Source organism: Tateyamaria sp. syn59, from assembly GCF_007995245.1.
Classification (GTDB): domain Bacteria; phylum Pseudomonadota; class Alphaproteobacteria; order Rhodobacterales; family Rhodobacteraceae; genus Tateyamaria.
In genome coordinates, this window is the sequence record NZ_VCBA01000008.1 from 215067 (window position 1) to 229759 (window position 14693).

Annotated in this window: 15 protein-coding genes; 10 read left to right on the forward strand and 5 right to left on the reverse strand. The window is 60.6% G+C overall.

Translation table 11 applies throughout. From position 1 onward, the window contains the following. Window positions 1-94 precede the first annotated feature (94 nt). Both FD715_RS16435 and FD715_RS16440 read right to left on the reverse strand, forming a co-directional pair. A complete protein-coding gene (locus FD715_RS16435) occupies window positions 95-778 on the reverse strand; it encodes an IS1595 family transposase (RefSeq protein WP_147112186.1) in 684 nt (227 codons plus the stop codon). A gap of 92 nt (window positions 779-870) precedes the next feature. Then, window positions 871-1839 carry a site-specific integrase gene (locus FD715_RS16440; RefSeq protein WP_147112191.1) on the reverse strand — a complete coding sequence of 323 codons (969 nt, stop codon included), beginning with the start codon at window positions 1837-1839 and terminating at the stop codon, window positions 871-873. Window positions 1840-2169: 330 nt separating this feature from the next. Here FD715_RS16440 and goxA point away from each other — a divergent pair, with 330 nt between their 5' ends. The 3 genes from goxA to FD715_RS16450 all read left to right on the forward strand — a co-directional run bounded on the left by goxA (window position 2170) and on the right by FD715_RS16450 (window position 6386). After that, complete coding sequence (gene goxA / locus FD715_RS22555) at window positions 2170-4197, forward strand: CTQ-dependent glycine oxidase GoxA (protein ID WP_189799519.1); 2028 nt, start codon at window positions 2170-2172, stop codon at window positions 4195-4197. After that, on the forward strand, window positions 4194-5276 hold the full coding sequence (gene goxB / locus FD715_RS16445) for a glycine oxidase maturase GoxB (protein WP_189799520.1): 1083 nt from the start codon (window positions 4194-4196) through the stop codon (window positions 5274-5276). Before goxA ends, goxB begins: the two co-directional genes overlap by 4 nt. A 75-nt stretch (window positions 5277-5351) precedes the next feature. Continuing rightward, entirely contained in the window at window positions 5352-6386 is a 1035-nt protein-coding gene (locus tag FD715_RS16450; protein WP_147112197.1) for an alcohol dehydrogenase catalytic domain-containing protein, read from the forward strand. A gap of 4 nt (window positions 6387-6390) precedes the next feature. Here FD715_RS16450 and FD715_RS16455 read toward each other — a convergent pair whose 3' ends face one another. Then, entirely contained in the window at window positions 6391-7218 is an 828-nt protein-coding gene (locus FD715_RS16455; protein ID WP_147112200.1) for a nitroreductase family protein, read from the reverse strand. A 124-nt stretch (window positions 7219-7342) separates the two neighbouring features. Between FD715_RS16455 and FD715_RS16460 the strand changes: the two genes are divergently transcribed. From FD715_RS16460 to FD715_RS16490, 7 genes are read left to right on the forward strand one after another with little or no spacing between them, the layout of a single operon-like run. Continuing rightward, complete coding sequence (locus tag FD715_RS16460) at window positions 7343-8056, forward strand: succinate dehydrogenase/fumarate reductase iron-sulfur subunit (protein ID WP_147112204.1); 714 nt, start codon at window positions 7343-7345, stop codon at window positions 8054-8056. Continuing rightward, window positions 8056-8388 carry a succinate dehydrogenase gene (locus tag FD715_RS16465; protein ID WP_147112207.1) on the forward strand — a complete coding sequence of 111 codons (333 nt, stop codon included), beginning with the start codon at window positions 8056-8058 and terminating at the stop codon, window positions 8386-8388. Before FD715_RS16460 ends, FD715_RS16465 begins: the two co-directional genes overlap by 1 nt. Continuing rightward, a complete protein-coding gene (locus FD715_RS16470; protein ID WP_147112210.1) occupies window positions 8385-8735 on the forward strand; it encodes a succinate dehydrogenase in 351 nt (116 codons plus the stop codon). Before FD715_RS16465 ends, FD715_RS16470 begins: the two co-directional genes overlap by 4 nt. Before the next feature lies 1 nt (window position 8736). Then, window positions 8737-10494, forward strand: a complete 1758-nt coding sequence (locus FD715_RS16475) for an L-aspartate oxidase (protein WP_147112213.1) — start codon at window positions 8737-8739, stop codon at window positions 10492-10494. Continuing rightward, a complete protein-coding gene (locus FD715_RS16480; RefSeq protein ID WP_147112216.1) occupies window positions 10491-11447 on the forward strand; it encodes a fumarate hydratase in 957 nt (318 codons plus the stop codon). Before FD715_RS16475 ends, FD715_RS16480 begins: the two co-directional genes overlap by 4 nt. After that, a complete protein-coding gene (locus tag FD715_RS16485) occupies window positions 11444-12109 on the forward strand; it encodes a fumarate hydratase C-terminal domain-containing protein (RefSeq protein WP_147112219.1) in 666 nt (221 codons plus the stop codon). Before FD715_RS16480 ends, FD715_RS16485 begins: the two co-directional genes overlap by 4 nt. Window positions 12110-12116: 7 nt before the next feature. Beyond that, the gene (locus FD715_RS16490) at window positions 12117-12863 is read left to right on the forward strand and encodes a sulfite exporter TauE/SafE family protein (protein WP_147112222.1); all 747 of its coding nucleotides are present in this window, start codon (window positions 12117-12119) and stop codon (window positions 12861-12863) included. A 7-nt stretch (window positions 12864-12870) separates the two neighbouring features. Here FD715_RS16490 and FD715_RS16495 read toward each other — a convergent pair whose 3' ends face one another. Together FD715_RS16495 and FD715_RS16500 are read right to left on the reverse strand one after the other, a co-directional pair. Next, the gene (locus FD715_RS16495) at window positions 12871-13614 is read right to left on the reverse strand and encodes a sulfite exporter TauE/SafE family protein (RefSeq protein WP_147112225.1); all 744 of its coding nucleotides are present in this window, start codon (window positions 13612-13614) and stop codon (window positions 12871-12873) included. Next, entirely contained in the window at window positions 13611-14513 is a 903-nt protein-coding gene (locus tag FD715_RS16500; RefSeq protein WP_147112228.1) for a LysR family transcriptional regulator, read from the reverse strand. The genes FD715_RS16495 and FD715_RS16500 overlap by 4 nt, the downstream gene beginning before the upstream one ends. Window positions 14514-14693: the final 180 nt, after the last annotated feature.

A 14693-nucleotide genomic window follows, 5' to 3' on the forward strand; every position in this document is an offset into this window, starting at 1 on the left:
TAGTGTTCAAGGTTCCGCATACACCGCGCTTCAACAGTGCAAAGTAGCTTTCTATCGTGATAGTGCTTGCATCACCCTTAACGTACTTACCTTTTTAGTGCTTTGTCGTCTTATGCCCGTTCGGGAACGACTCCCCAAGTCCGGTGTAGGAATTCCGCTCATCTGTAAAGATTACTGATGCGGCATGGACACTGTTTATGACCGCACTTTTCTGCGTTTTGGCGTCGAAGCGCTCTACCGGCCCAGACCGTGCGCGACCGCTGCACTCCAACATGGCGAGTGCTGACGTTTTGTTCGTTCCGCGTCCTCGCTTATTGGTCCGTTTGGACTTCGGCTCCCCCGGCCGCGGCTTTCCGCCGACATAAGCCTCGTCCACTACAACAGCGCCGGAGAGCAATCCGCTCAAGGGCTCTTCCTGCATTGCAGCGCGAATGCGATGAGCCATGTGCCACGCAGTTCTATAGGAACCCAGATTAAGATCGCGCTGCAGCTGCGCAGCGGATACACCCTTCTTATCGGAGCAGATCATGTAGAAAGCGGCAATCCACTTCACAAGAGGAAGGCGACTGTTGTGCATGACGGTTCCAACCGTAACAGTAAACTGCTTGCTACACTCGCCACACTCATAGAGGCCGTTTCGAGCCGACTTTCCAGTAATCGGATGGATTCTATCATCATGAGCGCAATGAGGGCACACTGGACCGTTGGGCCAACGTATCTCTTCAAGCATCGCCCGCGCTTTCGCATCATTCGTTTTCAGCAATGAAATCAAGTTCATATCAGTTCCCTTCTCGAAAGGTAGGCCAAGCAATTACCTTTGTAAAGTGCATAAACCAGAACGGATGCTTCGATGACAGCACGCGGTTTATCTCAACCGAGCCTTTGGGCGAGCTCTTCGGCTGTTTCGTTGTAATAGATCATCAGCATCTTCACGTCCTTGTGCCCCACGGTTCTCGCTAGGCTGAGAACGTCCAGTTTCCTGGCAAGACGGGTGATGGCTTCATGCCTACTGTCGTGGAAGCGAAGGTTTTCAATCTCGGATTTGTCGCGAACCTTGCGAAACAAGGCGTCGAGCTGCTGGCTTGTCAGTCCGAACAATGGCCCATCGGTTTCGGGCAATTCATCCAGCAACGCGACGGCGGCAGTTGATAGCGGGACCTGGCGCGCTGCCCCGTTCTTAGTTTTGGGCAGGGATGCAACGCGCTTGTCTCGGTCTACGGTTTCGTCGGTAAGCCCGACAATCTCACCAGCGCGCATAGCCGTTTCTACCGCAAATCGAAACGCATGAACCGCTCGCGCCGTCGCGGTGTTTAGATCCACGCCACTAGCCTGCATAAGTTGATCAATCTCATCCGAAGAAACACGCCGGTCGCGCGGCGGAGGCGGTGTTGGCTTGCGAATGTCGGACATCGGGTTGTGCTCGATCAAACCCCATTCGCGCCGCGCCGTAGTCAGCACGGACGAAATTAAGTTCATCTCGCGCCGTACGGTGCCTGGTGCGACCTCTTTTCCACGCCGATCTCGCCAGTCCGCGAGGTCCGCAGGTTCCAGTTCAGCAAGTCGCTTTTCGGCAATCGCATCTGATGACAAACATTCCAGGCGCACGATCTCCCACCGCTCACCACGGCGTTTGGGCGATTCTTCTCGTGCATACCGGTCGAAGGCATCCTTGACGGTTACTTGTGATTTGGGAGGTTCAGCGTTCGTCGCAAGATACTCTTGCCGTGCGGCCCAGTCCTGGGCTTCGCGTTTTGTTGCCCGCGTGGCGGACTTGCGGATACCGTTGCGGGCAATTTGGGCCTGCCACTTGCCCGAGGGGAGTTTTCGGAAGGTCGCCATGTGGCGGATTCGTAATTCGTTCGTAATTCAGTGTCAAAAACCTGTATTTGTTTACCCTCCGTTCTCATGGCACAGGTTGGCTAGTCTGCCGTTTTTGCCTTTGTTTTATAGGGTTTTTTGTGCGTTTGTGTGCTTTTTGGGGTTGCCTCTTCTGGGCACCAATTCCCTGACATCGCACGTCTGATAAACGCGACCATCAGGCGTTCCACGCCCGTTATCACGGCAAGCGGTCTGGGGTTCCACAGGCCACATCCCACACCTTGTGGTTGATTTTTTATGCGCATGAATAGACGGTGGCGTATATAGCCGCAGTCATTTCAGGTCCCAAGTATGTCTTCCCAAGCTCCCTCGTCGTCGCGCCGTGCCTTTCTTGGCATGGCCTCCAGTGCCGCACTCATTGCCGGCGCCCCATGGCCTGCACGCGCAAACATAGATCCGAAAAATGCCTATACCCAAGCGGCATCAGATGCAGCGGTGGCCAAGGTGCGCATTTACCCGGCGCTTGGCATCTGCCGGGTCGGTGGGTCGCAAAAATGGTTCTACGCACCAGAAGTGCCCGGTTTGCCGCCGATGCCCGAGGATGGCGCGTTCAAGGACGGCCTGGAAATGGTGAAAAAACAGGTGCAGCGTTTTCGCGTTTACGCCTTTGACGCCGAGGACAACATCATTGGCGAGGTCACGGGCGATGACATCACTTGGGGCGTGCATTTGGCCAACACCAAGGCCAATTGGTACGGCTTCAACAACCCGCTGGACAATGGCGACCTGGCCCCCGGCCTGCCGTCGCAGAAACGCAACCAGTACTTCGTCTCGAATGCGGATCGTGAGGAAAACCTGATCATTGACGGCGGCGCTCTCGAAATTTCGGGGCGCGACGTCAACTCAGGCGGCACCGATCCATCCTACAGGTTCGAGGGGACATTCTGGGGTGGTCAACCCGACGCGATCCAGGTGGGCTTGGGGCAGGTCCGCACCGACGATGCCGGGCGCCTTTTGGTTGTACCCCCCGATGGCGTGTCGAATTCGCCCAGCAACGCGCCGATCACCAGCTTTGCAGACAACAACGCCTGGCACGACGATTGGTGTGACGGGCCGGTGACCGCCCGCGTTCGGGTCGGCGACCAAACGCTCGAGGCTGAGCCCGCATGGGTGGCGTGCGTCGGGCCGAATTTCGCACCGGAAATTCCACCCATCAGCACGCTATATGACGTGATTGAGGACATGAACGTGCAGGAAGGGTGGTCGCAGATGCCCGAATTGCCGCTGTCCTTCATGCACTACATCTACCCGACCTTCCGCCGCATCGCGCTGATGGAATGGGTGACGCAGGCGGCCAACCTCCGGCAGGGATGGATGGCCATCGGCGATCTGGGCGACCCGGCCTACGTCGCCCAGCTTGCCGATCCGGGCCCCGAGAACCAGGCGTTCCGTGCGCAGATTTTCGACCTGTTCCGAGATCCTTACAACCTCAGCGACACCGCCTATCTCGAAGAACGGCTCAAGATTCCGTACATGCTGGGCGATGGCGTGAACTACGATGGCAGCCCGCTGCAGTGGTTCCAGTTTCCCAAGCTGCAATACGAATATCTGCGTGCCTGGGCGGCGGGTGAATTCGTGGATGACTATACCGGACAAGTGGCCGAAGATCCGACGTCAGACTACCAGAGCTTTGACGACATTCCGCTTGAGTTGCAACCGGGCGCATTGACGCAAGCCGCGCTTGAACCGTGCTCCGGCGGCGCATTTCATCCGGGCGTTGAGCTGACCTATTACCTGCGCCTCAAGGAGATGTATGCGCGCAACTACGATGACACGGCAGAGCCGTTTCGCATCGCCCATGGTGACCGACCCAGCCTGAACCAGGATCTTGGGCGGCTTCTGACGCCCGAAGTGGCCTTTGGCGGTTTCGGGGACAGCCCGCCACCGATTGGTCCCCAAATGGCGGGCGATCTGACGCGCTGGATGGGGCTGCCCTGGCAATGCGATGCGTTCAGTTGTCAGCAGGTGCTGATGCAGCAGAACTACCCAACCGCCGTCTGGTGGCCCGCCCTGCTGCCCATCGACGTCCTGCCGGAACCCTATTACACCGCAGCGCTGGATGAGAGTCTTTCGGAAGAAGAACGGGCCAAGTTCTTGTCCAGCCGCGTGAACTGGTCCCGCGGCGTCGCAGGTATCGGCTACCACGCGAATTCCAGCTATTGGGACGGCATCACCAACATGATTTCGGTGTGGCAGCGCATGGGCTTCGTCGTACGCATGCCCGCGCCGGACGGCGATGTATTTGTCGAAATGCAGCATGCCGACAACATGGAAACCCGGTTCGATTGGAACCCGGGTCAGGGGATGCTGCCGAATTGATCCATGATGTCGCGGTCCTTGGCGGCGGTATCGCCGGGGCGACCGCCGCCCTGCGGCTTGCACAGGCGGGACTGCAACCACTTTGGATCGCCCCGCCGCAAGGCGACGGTTTCAAACCAGGCGAACACCTGAGCGCTGCCGCCTTGCCGTTGCTCAAGGCGCTTGGATCCGACGCGATCCTGCAGTCCCAGGTGCACCGCCACGCGCACAGCACATATTCCGCCTGGGGCAGCCATCTGTTGATCGAACGCAATGCGATTGTGCAGCTTGAAGGGCCGCCGACAGTGCTGGACCGCAGCGCGTTTGAGGATGCCCTGACCGCGCTTGCCATCCAGACCGGCGCGCGACGAACCTACGAAACGGTGAGAGATGTACGCATCCACGAAGACACTTGGCACATCGGGACCAACAGCGATCCGGTGACCGCACGCTTTGTCTTTGATGCGACGGGGCGCACCGCCGTGGTGGCCTCAAAACACGCGACCCGCTTTCAAGCGGACAAGTTGGGGTGCCAATACGCGCTGTTCAAAACCACGGAAACAACCGCACCTCGCCCGGTCACGTTGATCGAGGCGGAGGAACGCGGATGGTGGTACATGTCACTGCTTGCCAATGGCCAGGTCGTTCTGAACTTTTACACCGACACGGACCTGTCCAGCTTTGACAATGCAGAGTTGGAATCGCACGCGCACAGGACGACAGCGATCGCCACATACCTGACCGAGCACGGATACCGCATGTTATCGCGCCCTGCACGGTTGACCACCAACAGTACCTGGATCGCCCCTGCCATCGGTCCGGGATGGGTCGCAATCGGGGACGCTGCCGCAGCCTTTGACCCGCTGTCGTCGCACGGGATGACAACGGCGTTGTGGTCTGCCATCGCGGCCACCGATGCCTTTATCGCGCGCGACCGACAGAAGATGCAGGAATACGCAGACAGCGTGGCGAAGGGCGTGCGGGATTACCTCTCGGCCCGTAGCGCTGTCTACGCGCGGGAAACCCGTTGGCCGAACAGTCCCTTCTGGGCGCGGCGGCATGCAACTGCGCACACCCCCGCAGCACAGCCCGCCGGTTAAGCCACCCAAATCGCTTTGCGTTTCGACAACGCACGCGTACATCTGCGATCAAGGCCGGATAAGGGAGGGGAGCCCATGAAAGCAGCCGTGGTGCGCGCGTTCAGCAAAGACTTGTCTATCGAAACCGTTGCCGATCCCAATTGCCCGGACAACGGCGTCGTGCTCGAGGTTGCCGCCTGTGGCGTGTGCCGGTCGGACTATCATGGGTGGACCGGCGAACATCCCAAGGTGCAGCACGGGTCGGTCCTGGGGCACGAATATTGCGGCACGGTCGTCGCAACCGGAAAACGTGCCAAGCACAAGATTGGCGACAGGCTGATTGCGCCTTTCATCCTGTCCTGCGGGGATTGTCCCGCCTGCCACACGGGTGTGTCCAACACCTGCGCACATCAGGTCGTGCCAGGCTTTGGCGCGCCGGGCGCCTATGCGGAATATGTGGCGGTGCCCTTTGACCACAATCTGGTCCACCTGCCCGACACCATGTCGCCCGCATTGGCAGCGGGTCTGGGTTGCCGCGTGACCACGGCCTGGCATGCGCTGACCGACCGGGCCAATGTCAGGGCGGGTGAATGGGTTGCCGTCCATGGAACCGGAGGTATCGGACTTGCCACGCTTCTTTTGGCAAAGATGCTGGGCGCGCGGGTCGTCGTGGTGGACGTGGTCGATGAAAAGCTGGCCCACGCCACCGGCCTTGGCGCCGACGCCGCCGTCAATGCGACCACCACCGATGCCGCCGATGCCATCCGCAACATCACCGGCGGCGGTGCCCATGTCTCGGTCGAGGCGTTGGGGATCGCGGCGACCACAAACGCCTCCATCGACTGCCTGCGCATACTAGGCCGTCACGTCCACGTTGGCATGCCGGCCGGGTCCGGCATGATGGAGATCAACATGCGCGGCATCTATACTAAGCAGCTGTCTTTCTTCGGCACCCGGGGAATGCCCGCGTGGAAGTATCCAACGCTGCTTGAGATGATTGAAAGGGGGGATGTTGACCTGAACCCGATGGTCGCTCGCGAGGTGCCTCTGTCCGGGGCAAGCGCGGAACTGCGCGCGATGCACGGGCCAACACCACCGGGCACGGCCGTCATTACCGATCTGCAGAACTGAGCGCTCAGTCCAGGCAAAAGCCCCGCTTGCGGATGAAAGCACCAAACTCTGCCCGTTCGGGTGCGCTGTACTGGCGGACCTTGTCGTCGGACCAGCCATAGGTGTCAGCCTGCCCGAACCGATCCACAAACCGCTGCTTGCCATAAGGCTGCGTGGCCGCGCGATCCTTATCGTATGCCTCGACCGCCGCGCGCAGTTCTTCCTCTTTGTATCGGTCGACATGGCACGTGACGCCCAGCGGCAACCGCTTGGATAAGGTCACCGGGGCCGCAGGATACCCCAAGGCCAGACCGGCAAAGGGAAACACATGATCAGGCAGACCCAACAGGTCGGATACGGCCCCTGCATCGTTGCGCACAGCGCTGATCGGGCAACATCCCAGACCCATCGCCTCTGCCGCCGTGGCGAAAGCACCCAAGGCAATCGCGGCATCTGCGGCGGCATTGATGAGTGCATCCAGATGATCATTGGCAAAGGGAACCTCGTGCCAATCGTGCAGCAGACGCTGCCGCCTATTGTTCCCGCAAAACACCAGCAGCATCGGCGCCTGCGCCACCCAGGCTTGCCCGGCCACAAGCGCTGCCAGCCGTTGGCGCTGGTCCGGCGACCTCAGCATGACGATATCCCGTTGCTGCAAATCGCTTTTGGTCGGCGATGCCATGGCGATGGCGCACAGGCTGTCCAAAACATCTTGCGGTACGGCCCGGTCTTCAAAAGCACGGCACGATCCACGCGCCGCCATGGACTGCAAAAGCGCCGCGCCATCGGCGCATGCTGCTGGCGCGTCCGAATAGCGCGCTGCGAAGGCTTGGGTAAGATCAGTTTGGCTCATGGTGGACGTCGCGCCTTTCGTAAGAAAAACTGACAGAAACCTTCATGGAAATTCGTATTTCTTAAGAAATCCTGTCCGTTATACTCTGCATCAACTTACATCCGCATGAAAGACCACGCGCAGTATGACTTCGAAGACGCTCTCGGTGACCATTGACCGCGGTGCACCCGGACCGGATACGTTCGATGTACCCGGACATGACAATCAAACCGTGCTTGATGTAGTCTCGTGGGTTCAGCAGAACGCGGACCCGACACTCAGCTACCGTTTTGCGTGCCGTGTCGGCATGTGCGGCAGCTGTGCGATGATGGTCAACGGCGTGCCGCGCTGGACCTGCAGGACACATGTCTCGAAAGTTGTTCAGGACGGCGCAGTTCACATCGGCCCCTTGCGCAATCTGCCGGTGGTCAAGGATCTGGTGGTCGACATGGACCCATTCTTTGACAAATGGGTGGGGGCAGAGGGCGTGCACCACGGCACTCTAACCCGTGACGATCCGATCGCCGCCGTCGATGAAACAAGCGCGGCGCGGGTCGAGGCGAATGCCGGGATCGAATGCATCAATTGCTCGGTCTGCTATGCCGCGTGCGACACGGTCGCAGGCAACCCCGATTACCTCGGCCCTGCCGCTCTGCAACGCGCCTGGACCCTGCTGAACGACGCAAAGGACGATGGGCGGCTTGCCATCCTTGATGCCGTCTCTGGCTCGGGCGGCTGCCACAACTGCCACTCGATGGGGTCGTGCACCACCTACTGCCCCAATGAGCTAGACCCGATGTCCGCCATCGCGGGCCTGAAACGGGAAACGGCCAAGTCGTTCTTCAGAAGGGGCCGCTGATGTTGAGCCTGCGCCTTTACATGCTGCAACGGATCACCGCGCTCTTGATGGCTCCGCTGGTCCTCGGCCATCTCGCGACGATGATCTACGCGATCCAAGGGGGCCTGAGCGCCGCCGAAATTCTGGGCCGCACCCAAGGATCCATGGCCTGGTTCCTGTTCTACGGCCTGTTTGTCGTGGCGGTGTCGATCCACGGTGCCATCGGCCTGCGCACCGTCGCGCATGAATGGGGCGGTTTGAAGGGTGCCGCGCTCGAAGCTTTCATGTGGGTCGTGGGCGTCGGACTGTTTGCACTTGGGGCACGCGCCGTCTGGGCCGTGACATTCGCATGAGAACGGCCGGCATCACATCCCGCGCGCATCCCTTGTGGCTCGCCTACATCCTGCATCGGCTGTCGGGTCTGGGCCTTGCGCTGTTCCTGCCGTTCCACTTTTGGATCCTGTCGCTGGCGCTGACGGACCCGGCGCGGCTCGACGGCTTCCTTGCCTTTACCGAGATCGGCGCCGTCAAACTGGCCGAGTTCGGCCTCGTGTTCCTGCTCGCCGTCCACATGTTTGGCGGGCTCCGGCTGATGGCGCTGGAATGGCTGCCGTGGACGCCCCCGCAAAAGACTCTGGCCGCAGGCGCAACGGCCCTGTCTTTCCTGATTGCCACGCTATTTCTGATGCAGGCGGTATGACATGAAGCTTTCAGACATCGAACGCCACGACACCGACATCCTGATCCTCGGCACCGGGGGCGCAGGGCTGTTCGCAGCGCTGCACGCCAAACAGACTGCGCCTGCGGGCACCAAGATCACCATCGCCGTCAAGGGACTGATCGGCAAATGCGGCTGCACGCGCATGGTTCAGGGCGGCTACAACGTCGCGCTGGGTGGCGGCGATACGGTCGAGCGACACTTCATGGACACGATCCAAGGCGGCAAATGGTTGCCCAACCAGGACATGGCGTGGCGGCTGTGCGAACAGGCCGTTGTGCGCATCCGCGAGCTAGAAAACGAGGTCGGTTGCTTCTTTGACCGCAACCCCGACGGCTCACTGCACCAAAAGGCCTTCGCGGGCCAGACAGCGGATCGCACGGTTCACAAGGGTGACCTGACCGGAATCGAGATCATCAACCGCCTAATGGAAAAGGTGCTGGCGAGCGGCGTCGAGAAACTGCAGGAACACCGCGCCGTCGGCTTGATCCCGACCAAAGATCGCAGCGCCCTTGCCGGGGTTCTGATGATCGACATGCGCACTGGTGGTTTCCGCTTGGTCCGGGCCAAGACGGTCCTGATGGCGACGGGCGGCGGCCCGACAATGTACAAATACCACACGCCGTCGGGCGACAAGACGATGGACGGCCTCGCCATGGCGCTGCGGGCTGGCTTGCAACTGCGCGATATGGAGATGGTACAGTTCCACCCTACCGGCCTGCTGGCGGGCGACCATACGCGGATGACCGGAACCGTGCTCGAGGAAGGCTTGCGCGGCGCAGGCGGACAGCTGATCAACCAGGCCGGTCAGCGCTTCATGTTCGATTATGACGGCAAGGGTGAGCGCGCCACACGCGATGTCGTCAGCCGCGGCATCTATGCCGAGATGCGCAAGAACAACAATCCGGACCAGGAGGGCGTGTTCATCTCCATGTCCCATCTCGGCCCCGAATGGGTGGCGGAGAAATTCAAGGGCATGGTCAAACGCTGCGCCGACAGCGGGTTTGATCTGGCCGCGGGAAAGGTCGAGGTGGTGCCGACCGCCCATTACTTCATGGGCGGTGTGGTGGTCGATGTGGACACGCGCACCGCGATGGAAGGGCTCTATGTCGCTGGTGAGGATGCAGGCGGCGCGCATGGCTCTAACCGACTTGGCGGTAACGGCGTTGCGAACTCCACCGTCTATGGCGGCATCGCAGGCGACACGATGGGGCGCGACGTGGCGCACATGACGCGACACGACCCGGACGAAGACGTGCTGGCCGCCGAATTCGAACGCGCCACATATCCCCTGACCCGCAAACCGGACCTGATCTTGCCGCTGCGCAAACAGCTGCAGGATTTAATGTGGGAAGAGGTGGGCGTGATGCGAACCGAGGCCGGTATGAAACGCGGCCTGGAGGGCATCGCGCACGTGTCAGATGCGCTGATGGACATTGGCGTCGAAGCCAGCAACCTCGCCTTCAACCTCACCTGGCACGACTGGTTGAACCTCCGCTCGCTCTGCGACATCTCCGAAGTGATCACCAAAGCTGGGATCGCCCGCGAAAACTCACGCGGGGCGCACTATCGCGAGGACTTCCCCGAAGATGGTGGGCTGGAGAACAGCGACTACACAGTCGCAACGCTCGACCACGGAAAAGTCAACGTGACCCGCGAACCCGTCCAATTCACAATCGTCCGTCCCGGCGAAACGATCCTGCCGGAAGGCGAACCCGAAACTCTGGTGGCCGCGCAATGATCCCCATCTCCCTCATCCAATCCACCGCCGAAACCCTCATGGACAAGGCGGCTATCGAGATCCCGCAGGACTACCTCGACGGCCTGAAACACGCGGCCGCGACCGAAGACGGTGACCTGTCCTCCTTCGTCCTCAAGGCCATGCTCGACAATTACGAAGCGGCAAAGGAAGACCGCCGCGCCATGTGCGGCGACACCGGCGTGCCGCGCTGGTTCGTCAAAATGGGGAACGAGGCGCGGGTCGAGGGGGGCATGGTCGCGCTCGAAGCCGCCCTACGCCGTGCCACCGCAAACGCCACCAACGGCGTACCCCTACGCCCCAACCGCGTACACCCGCTTTGGCGCACGGATCACGACAACAACGTGGGCATCGGCGCGCCCGAGATCGAGTACGGGTTTGAACCGGAAGGCGAATGGATCGACTTGATCACGGTACACAAGGGCGGTCTTTTTGGTACCGATTACCGCATGCTCTTCCCATCGGACGGGATGGAAGGGATCAAGCGGTTCTACCTCGACACGCTCATGGCCTTCGGCAAGCGTGGCCTAGCCTGTCAGCCTGCGATCATCGGCATTGGACTCGGCGGGTCCAAGGACATCTGCATGTGCCTGGGCAAACGAGCATCCATCCTGCGCACAGTAGGCAGCCGCAACTCGGACCCGCGGATTGCCGAGATGGAGGATGAATTCAAGGAACTGGGCAACTCCATCGGCATGGGTGCCATGGGGTTTGTGGGCAAGAATATGGTGATCGACTGCAATATCGAGGTCGGGTATTGCCACACTGGCGGCATGCCCATGTCGGTCCACGCCTTCTGTCTCTCCTCCCGACGCGCCGTCGCGCGCATCCACGCCGACGGACGGGTCGAACACCGTACGGACCCGGACTGGTTCACCGATTACCAGCGCCGCGAGACGGTCGAATGGGAACCACAGAAGGAGGCCGCAGAATGAGCCCTCGCGAAGTTCGCCTGTCGACGACACCGACGGACGACGCCATTGCCGATCTGCGCCTAGGCGATGTCGTCTACCTCGAAGGCCTCATGTATACGGCGCGCGAGGGCGTCTACATGCGCGCGCTTGAGGACAAGGCGAACATTCCCATGGAATTGCCCAGCCAGTCGGCCGCCAACTTCCACTGCTCGCCTGCGGCGCGGATCAATCCCGACGGCAGCTTTGACATGGGGGCCGTCACCGCCACGGCGTCTTTCCGCTTTGCCAAGTGGCTGCCCGAATGGATGGCCAAGACCGGGGCCAAGCTGATTGTGGGCAAAGGCGGGATGTCCTCGAAAGACTACAAGGAATACTTCGTTCCGAACGGTGCCGTATACCTGTCCACCGTCGGATATGGCACCGGCGCTCTGCTGGGCCGCGGGGTCGAAAATGTCGAAGCCGTACATTGGAACGAGGAGCTTGGGCTAGCGCAGGCCATGTGGGTCATCAAATGCAACAAGATGGGGCCGTTCATCGTGGCGTCGGACATGAACGGCGACTGCCTGTTCGAACGTGAGAACGCCAAGATTGCCGAAAACGTCGCCCGCGTTTACGAGGGGACGAAACCCGCCGTTCTCAAACGCTACGGCGAAAGCGATGACCGCACCGACGAAGTGATCTGAAACGTCCATGCCCGACCCGTCCCTGATTGCGTTCGCCAGCGCCGTGCTGCTGCTGGCCGGAACGGTCAAAGGCTTTATCGGGCTCGGCATGCCGACTGTTGCACTTGCCCTGCTGACCCTTCAGGTCGACGCGCGATCCGCTGTTACACTAATCGTTGTCCCCATGCTGCTCAGCAACGTTTGGCAATTCTGGCGCGGACCGGATATGGCGGGATGCATCAGACAGCATTGGCGCTACGCCGCCATTTTGAGCATATGTGTGGCGGTGACCGTCTGGATCAGCCAATCCGCACCCGACCGGTTCCTGCGCATTGTTTTGGGTGTTTTCGTTCTGGCGTTTTGCTTCTTCAGTTGGCGCAGCATGGTGCCTGCAATCCCACAGCACCGGGTGCGCCTGTTCGAAGGGATCAGCGCCCTGACCGCCGGGTTGGTGGGGGGATTGACCGCCGCCTGGGCCCCGCCTCTGGCCATGTACCTGACGGGCCTCCGGCTTGAGCGGGACGCCTTCGTGCAGGCGTTGGGCTTTCTGATCACCGCAGGCAGCGTGTCTATATTTGTTATGTTCATCGCGGTCGGGCACAGTTCTGCCCCGGACCTTGCCGTCTCGGCGGCTTTACTTATCCCGGCAATCATCGGCTTTTCCGTGGGCGAACGGTTGAGGCATCGGACAGACCCCGAACGCTTCAAGACCTATTTTCTGGGTGCGTTTTCGGTATTGGGGGCCAACCTGGTATTGAGCGCGCTGTTGGCATGATGCGCGACTACAGCAGTTCGCTCAGAAGAATGCCCAGGCCCATCGCAAGCGTCAAAAGGATCAGCAGGCGGCGAAAACCGGTGTCGCTTAGCCGGCGAAAGACCGCAATTCCCACCTGCGCTGCAAGCAAACCGCACGGAATGGTCACGGCCAAAGCCTGCAACGCGGTCTGATCGTACGCACCACGGAAGAAAAGCAGCGTTACGGTCGTGGTCAGCATCGTCATGTTGAAGGGCTGCAACACGGCCCGCGTCTCTGATTTTGTCCACGGGCGGATCGACAGCCACATGGACGGCAACGCCCCCGACACACCCGCCGCTCCGCCAAACACACCGCCCAGAAAACCGACGGCTCCGTCGATCACGGGTGTCCGCCTCGAAAACGATGGCAGAGCTGCACGAAACCCGAAGTAACCGCCGTAGATGATCAGGAATACAGCAATCCCGACGCGCAACGTGCCCGTGTCGATCGCATTCAGCAGGACAAGCCCCAAGGGCACACCGCACAGACCCGGCAGAATGAACCTCAATAGCCGATCCCGACGGGCAAAGATCGACGTACGCACGATCCACATGCCCTGAATTCCGACCAAAACGGACATAAACGCAACAATCGCCACTGATGTCGTGGGCGGCAGCACAACCAGATAAAACCCCAGCGCAAACAAGGCCGTACCCGTGCCGGACAGCCCGTTGATGAACCCACCGGCAGCCGCACCCATGACCAGAAACAGCATCACTTCAAACATCATGCGGGCGTTGCCCTGCCATCCGTATGCGCGCGGGCGATGACGGTCACAAAGGACCGGAACAGCTCGTCCACCGCGCGGGTCTTGATCTGATCCTCGGGGTAGGCAAGCCCAAGCACGCGCGTCGGCCCGTCCGGCCCCAGCGCCAACCGCTTGACCGGTGCGCTTTCCAACGGCTTCACCGTCAAGTCGGGCACGATAGAGACGCCCAGATTCGCGTGCACCATGCTTGCGATGGCTTCCGGGCTGTCCAACTCCATCGTCTCAGACACGCGAATGCGCCTTGACTGGATCCAATTGTCGATCAGCGTTCCCAGCACTGCGTTGCGGTTGAACCGGATATAGGGCCTGCTCCGCAACAAGGTCAGCGGATCGTTCTCGGGTTCTTCGAGGGCTGCAATCAGATGCATGGGCTCTTCGGCCAGCGGACGAAAGACAATGCCGGTGGGCATCAAATGCGGCTTGGTGATCAGGGCGGCATCCAGATTGCCCCGCTCGATTTCGGCCAGGGACACACCGGTGAGGCCAGGGCGAATGTGCAACCCCACAGCCGGGAAGCGCCCCTTGAAAATTGCAACAGCCTGCGGCGTCAGACCTGTCAACGTCGTGCCCAACGCACCCAGCTTCAGCACGCCACTCAGCCCGCCATCGGCCAGCACCGACGGCACCAGATTGTCGTAGTCAGCCAGGAGCTGCCGCGCCCGTGCGACAACCTCATGCGCAACGGGCGTCAACTCCGGGGTTCTGGTGGTGCGGTTGAACAGGACTAGGCCAAGATCCGCCTCAAGGCTCTGCATCTGCTGGCTCACGGCTGCATGGCTTACATGCACCGCGTCCGCCGCAGCGGTAAAAGTCTTGTGCTCCGCGACCGCAACAAGTGTGCGCAACAGGCGTATCGTCATAGAAAGGGCACCTTTTTCGAAAGCCTTCCTTTCGAAACAAGGCGTGTAAAAGGATCTAGGCGCAAGCATTTCTTGCGAACCGCCGCAGTCTAGACGACTTGATCCTGAGATTGTGTGAGGAGTCACCTGGGTTTTCCACACTCTCTAACGTAACTTATTGAAATATATGGCCCCTGAACC

Bases quoted from the DNA above. Each gene is read 5' to 3' on its own strand.
- FD715_RS16435 (WP_147112186.1), bottom strand. From the start codon at position 778: ATGAACTTGATTTCATTGCTGAAAACGAATGATGCGAAAGCGCGGGCG.
- FD715_RS16440 (WP_147112191.1), bottom strand. From the start codon at position 1,839: ATGGCGACCTTCCGAAAACTCCCCTCGGGCAAGTGGCAGGCCCAAATT.
- goxA (WP_189799519.1), top strand. From the start codon at position 2,170: ATGTCTTCCCAAGCTCCCTCGTCGTCGCGCCGTGCCTTTCTTGGCATG.
- FD715_RS16450 (WP_147112197.1), top strand. From the start codon at position 5,352: ATGAAAGCAGCCGTGGTGCGCGCGTTCAGCAAAGACTTGTCTATCGAA.
- FD715_RS16455 (WP_147112200.1), bottom strand. From the start codon at position 7,218: ATGAGCCAAACTGATCTTACCCAAGCCTTCGCAGCGCGCTATTCGGAC.
- FD715_RS16460 (WP_147112204.1), top strand. From the start codon at position 7,343: ATGACTTCGAAGACGCTCTCGGTGACCATTGACCGCGGTGCACCCGGA.
- FD715_RS16465 (WP_147112207.1), top strand. From the start codon at position 8,056: ATGTTGAGCCTGCGCCTTTACATGCTGCAACGGATCACCGCGCTCTTG.
- FD715_RS16470 (WP_147112210.1), top strand. From the start codon at position 8,385: ATGAGAACGGCCGGCATCACATCCCGCGCGCATCCCTTGTGGCTCGCC.
- FD715_RS16475 (WP_147112213.1), top strand. From the start codon at position 8,737: ATGAAGCTTTCAGACATCGAACGCCACGACACCGACATCCTGATCCTC.
- FD715_RS16480 (WP_147112216.1), top strand. From the start codon at position 10,491: ATGATCCCCATCTCCCTCATCCAATCCACCGCCGAAACCCTCATGGAC.
- FD715_RS16485 (WP_147112219.1), top strand. From the start codon at position 11,444: ATGAGCCCTCGCGAAGTTCGCCTGTCGACGACACCGACGGACGACGCC.
- FD715_RS16490 (WP_147112222.1), top strand. From the start codon at position 12,117: ATGCCCGACCCGTCCCTGATTGCGTTCGCCAGCGCCGTGCTGCTGCTG.
- FD715_RS16495 (WP_147112225.1), bottom strand. From the start codon at position 13,614: ATGATGTTTGAAGTGATGCTGTTTCTGGTCATGGGTGCGGCTGCCGGT.
- FD715_RS16500 (WP_147112228.1), bottom strand. From the start codon at position 14,513: ATGACGATACGCCTGTTGCGCACACTTGTTGCGGTCGCGGAGCACAAG.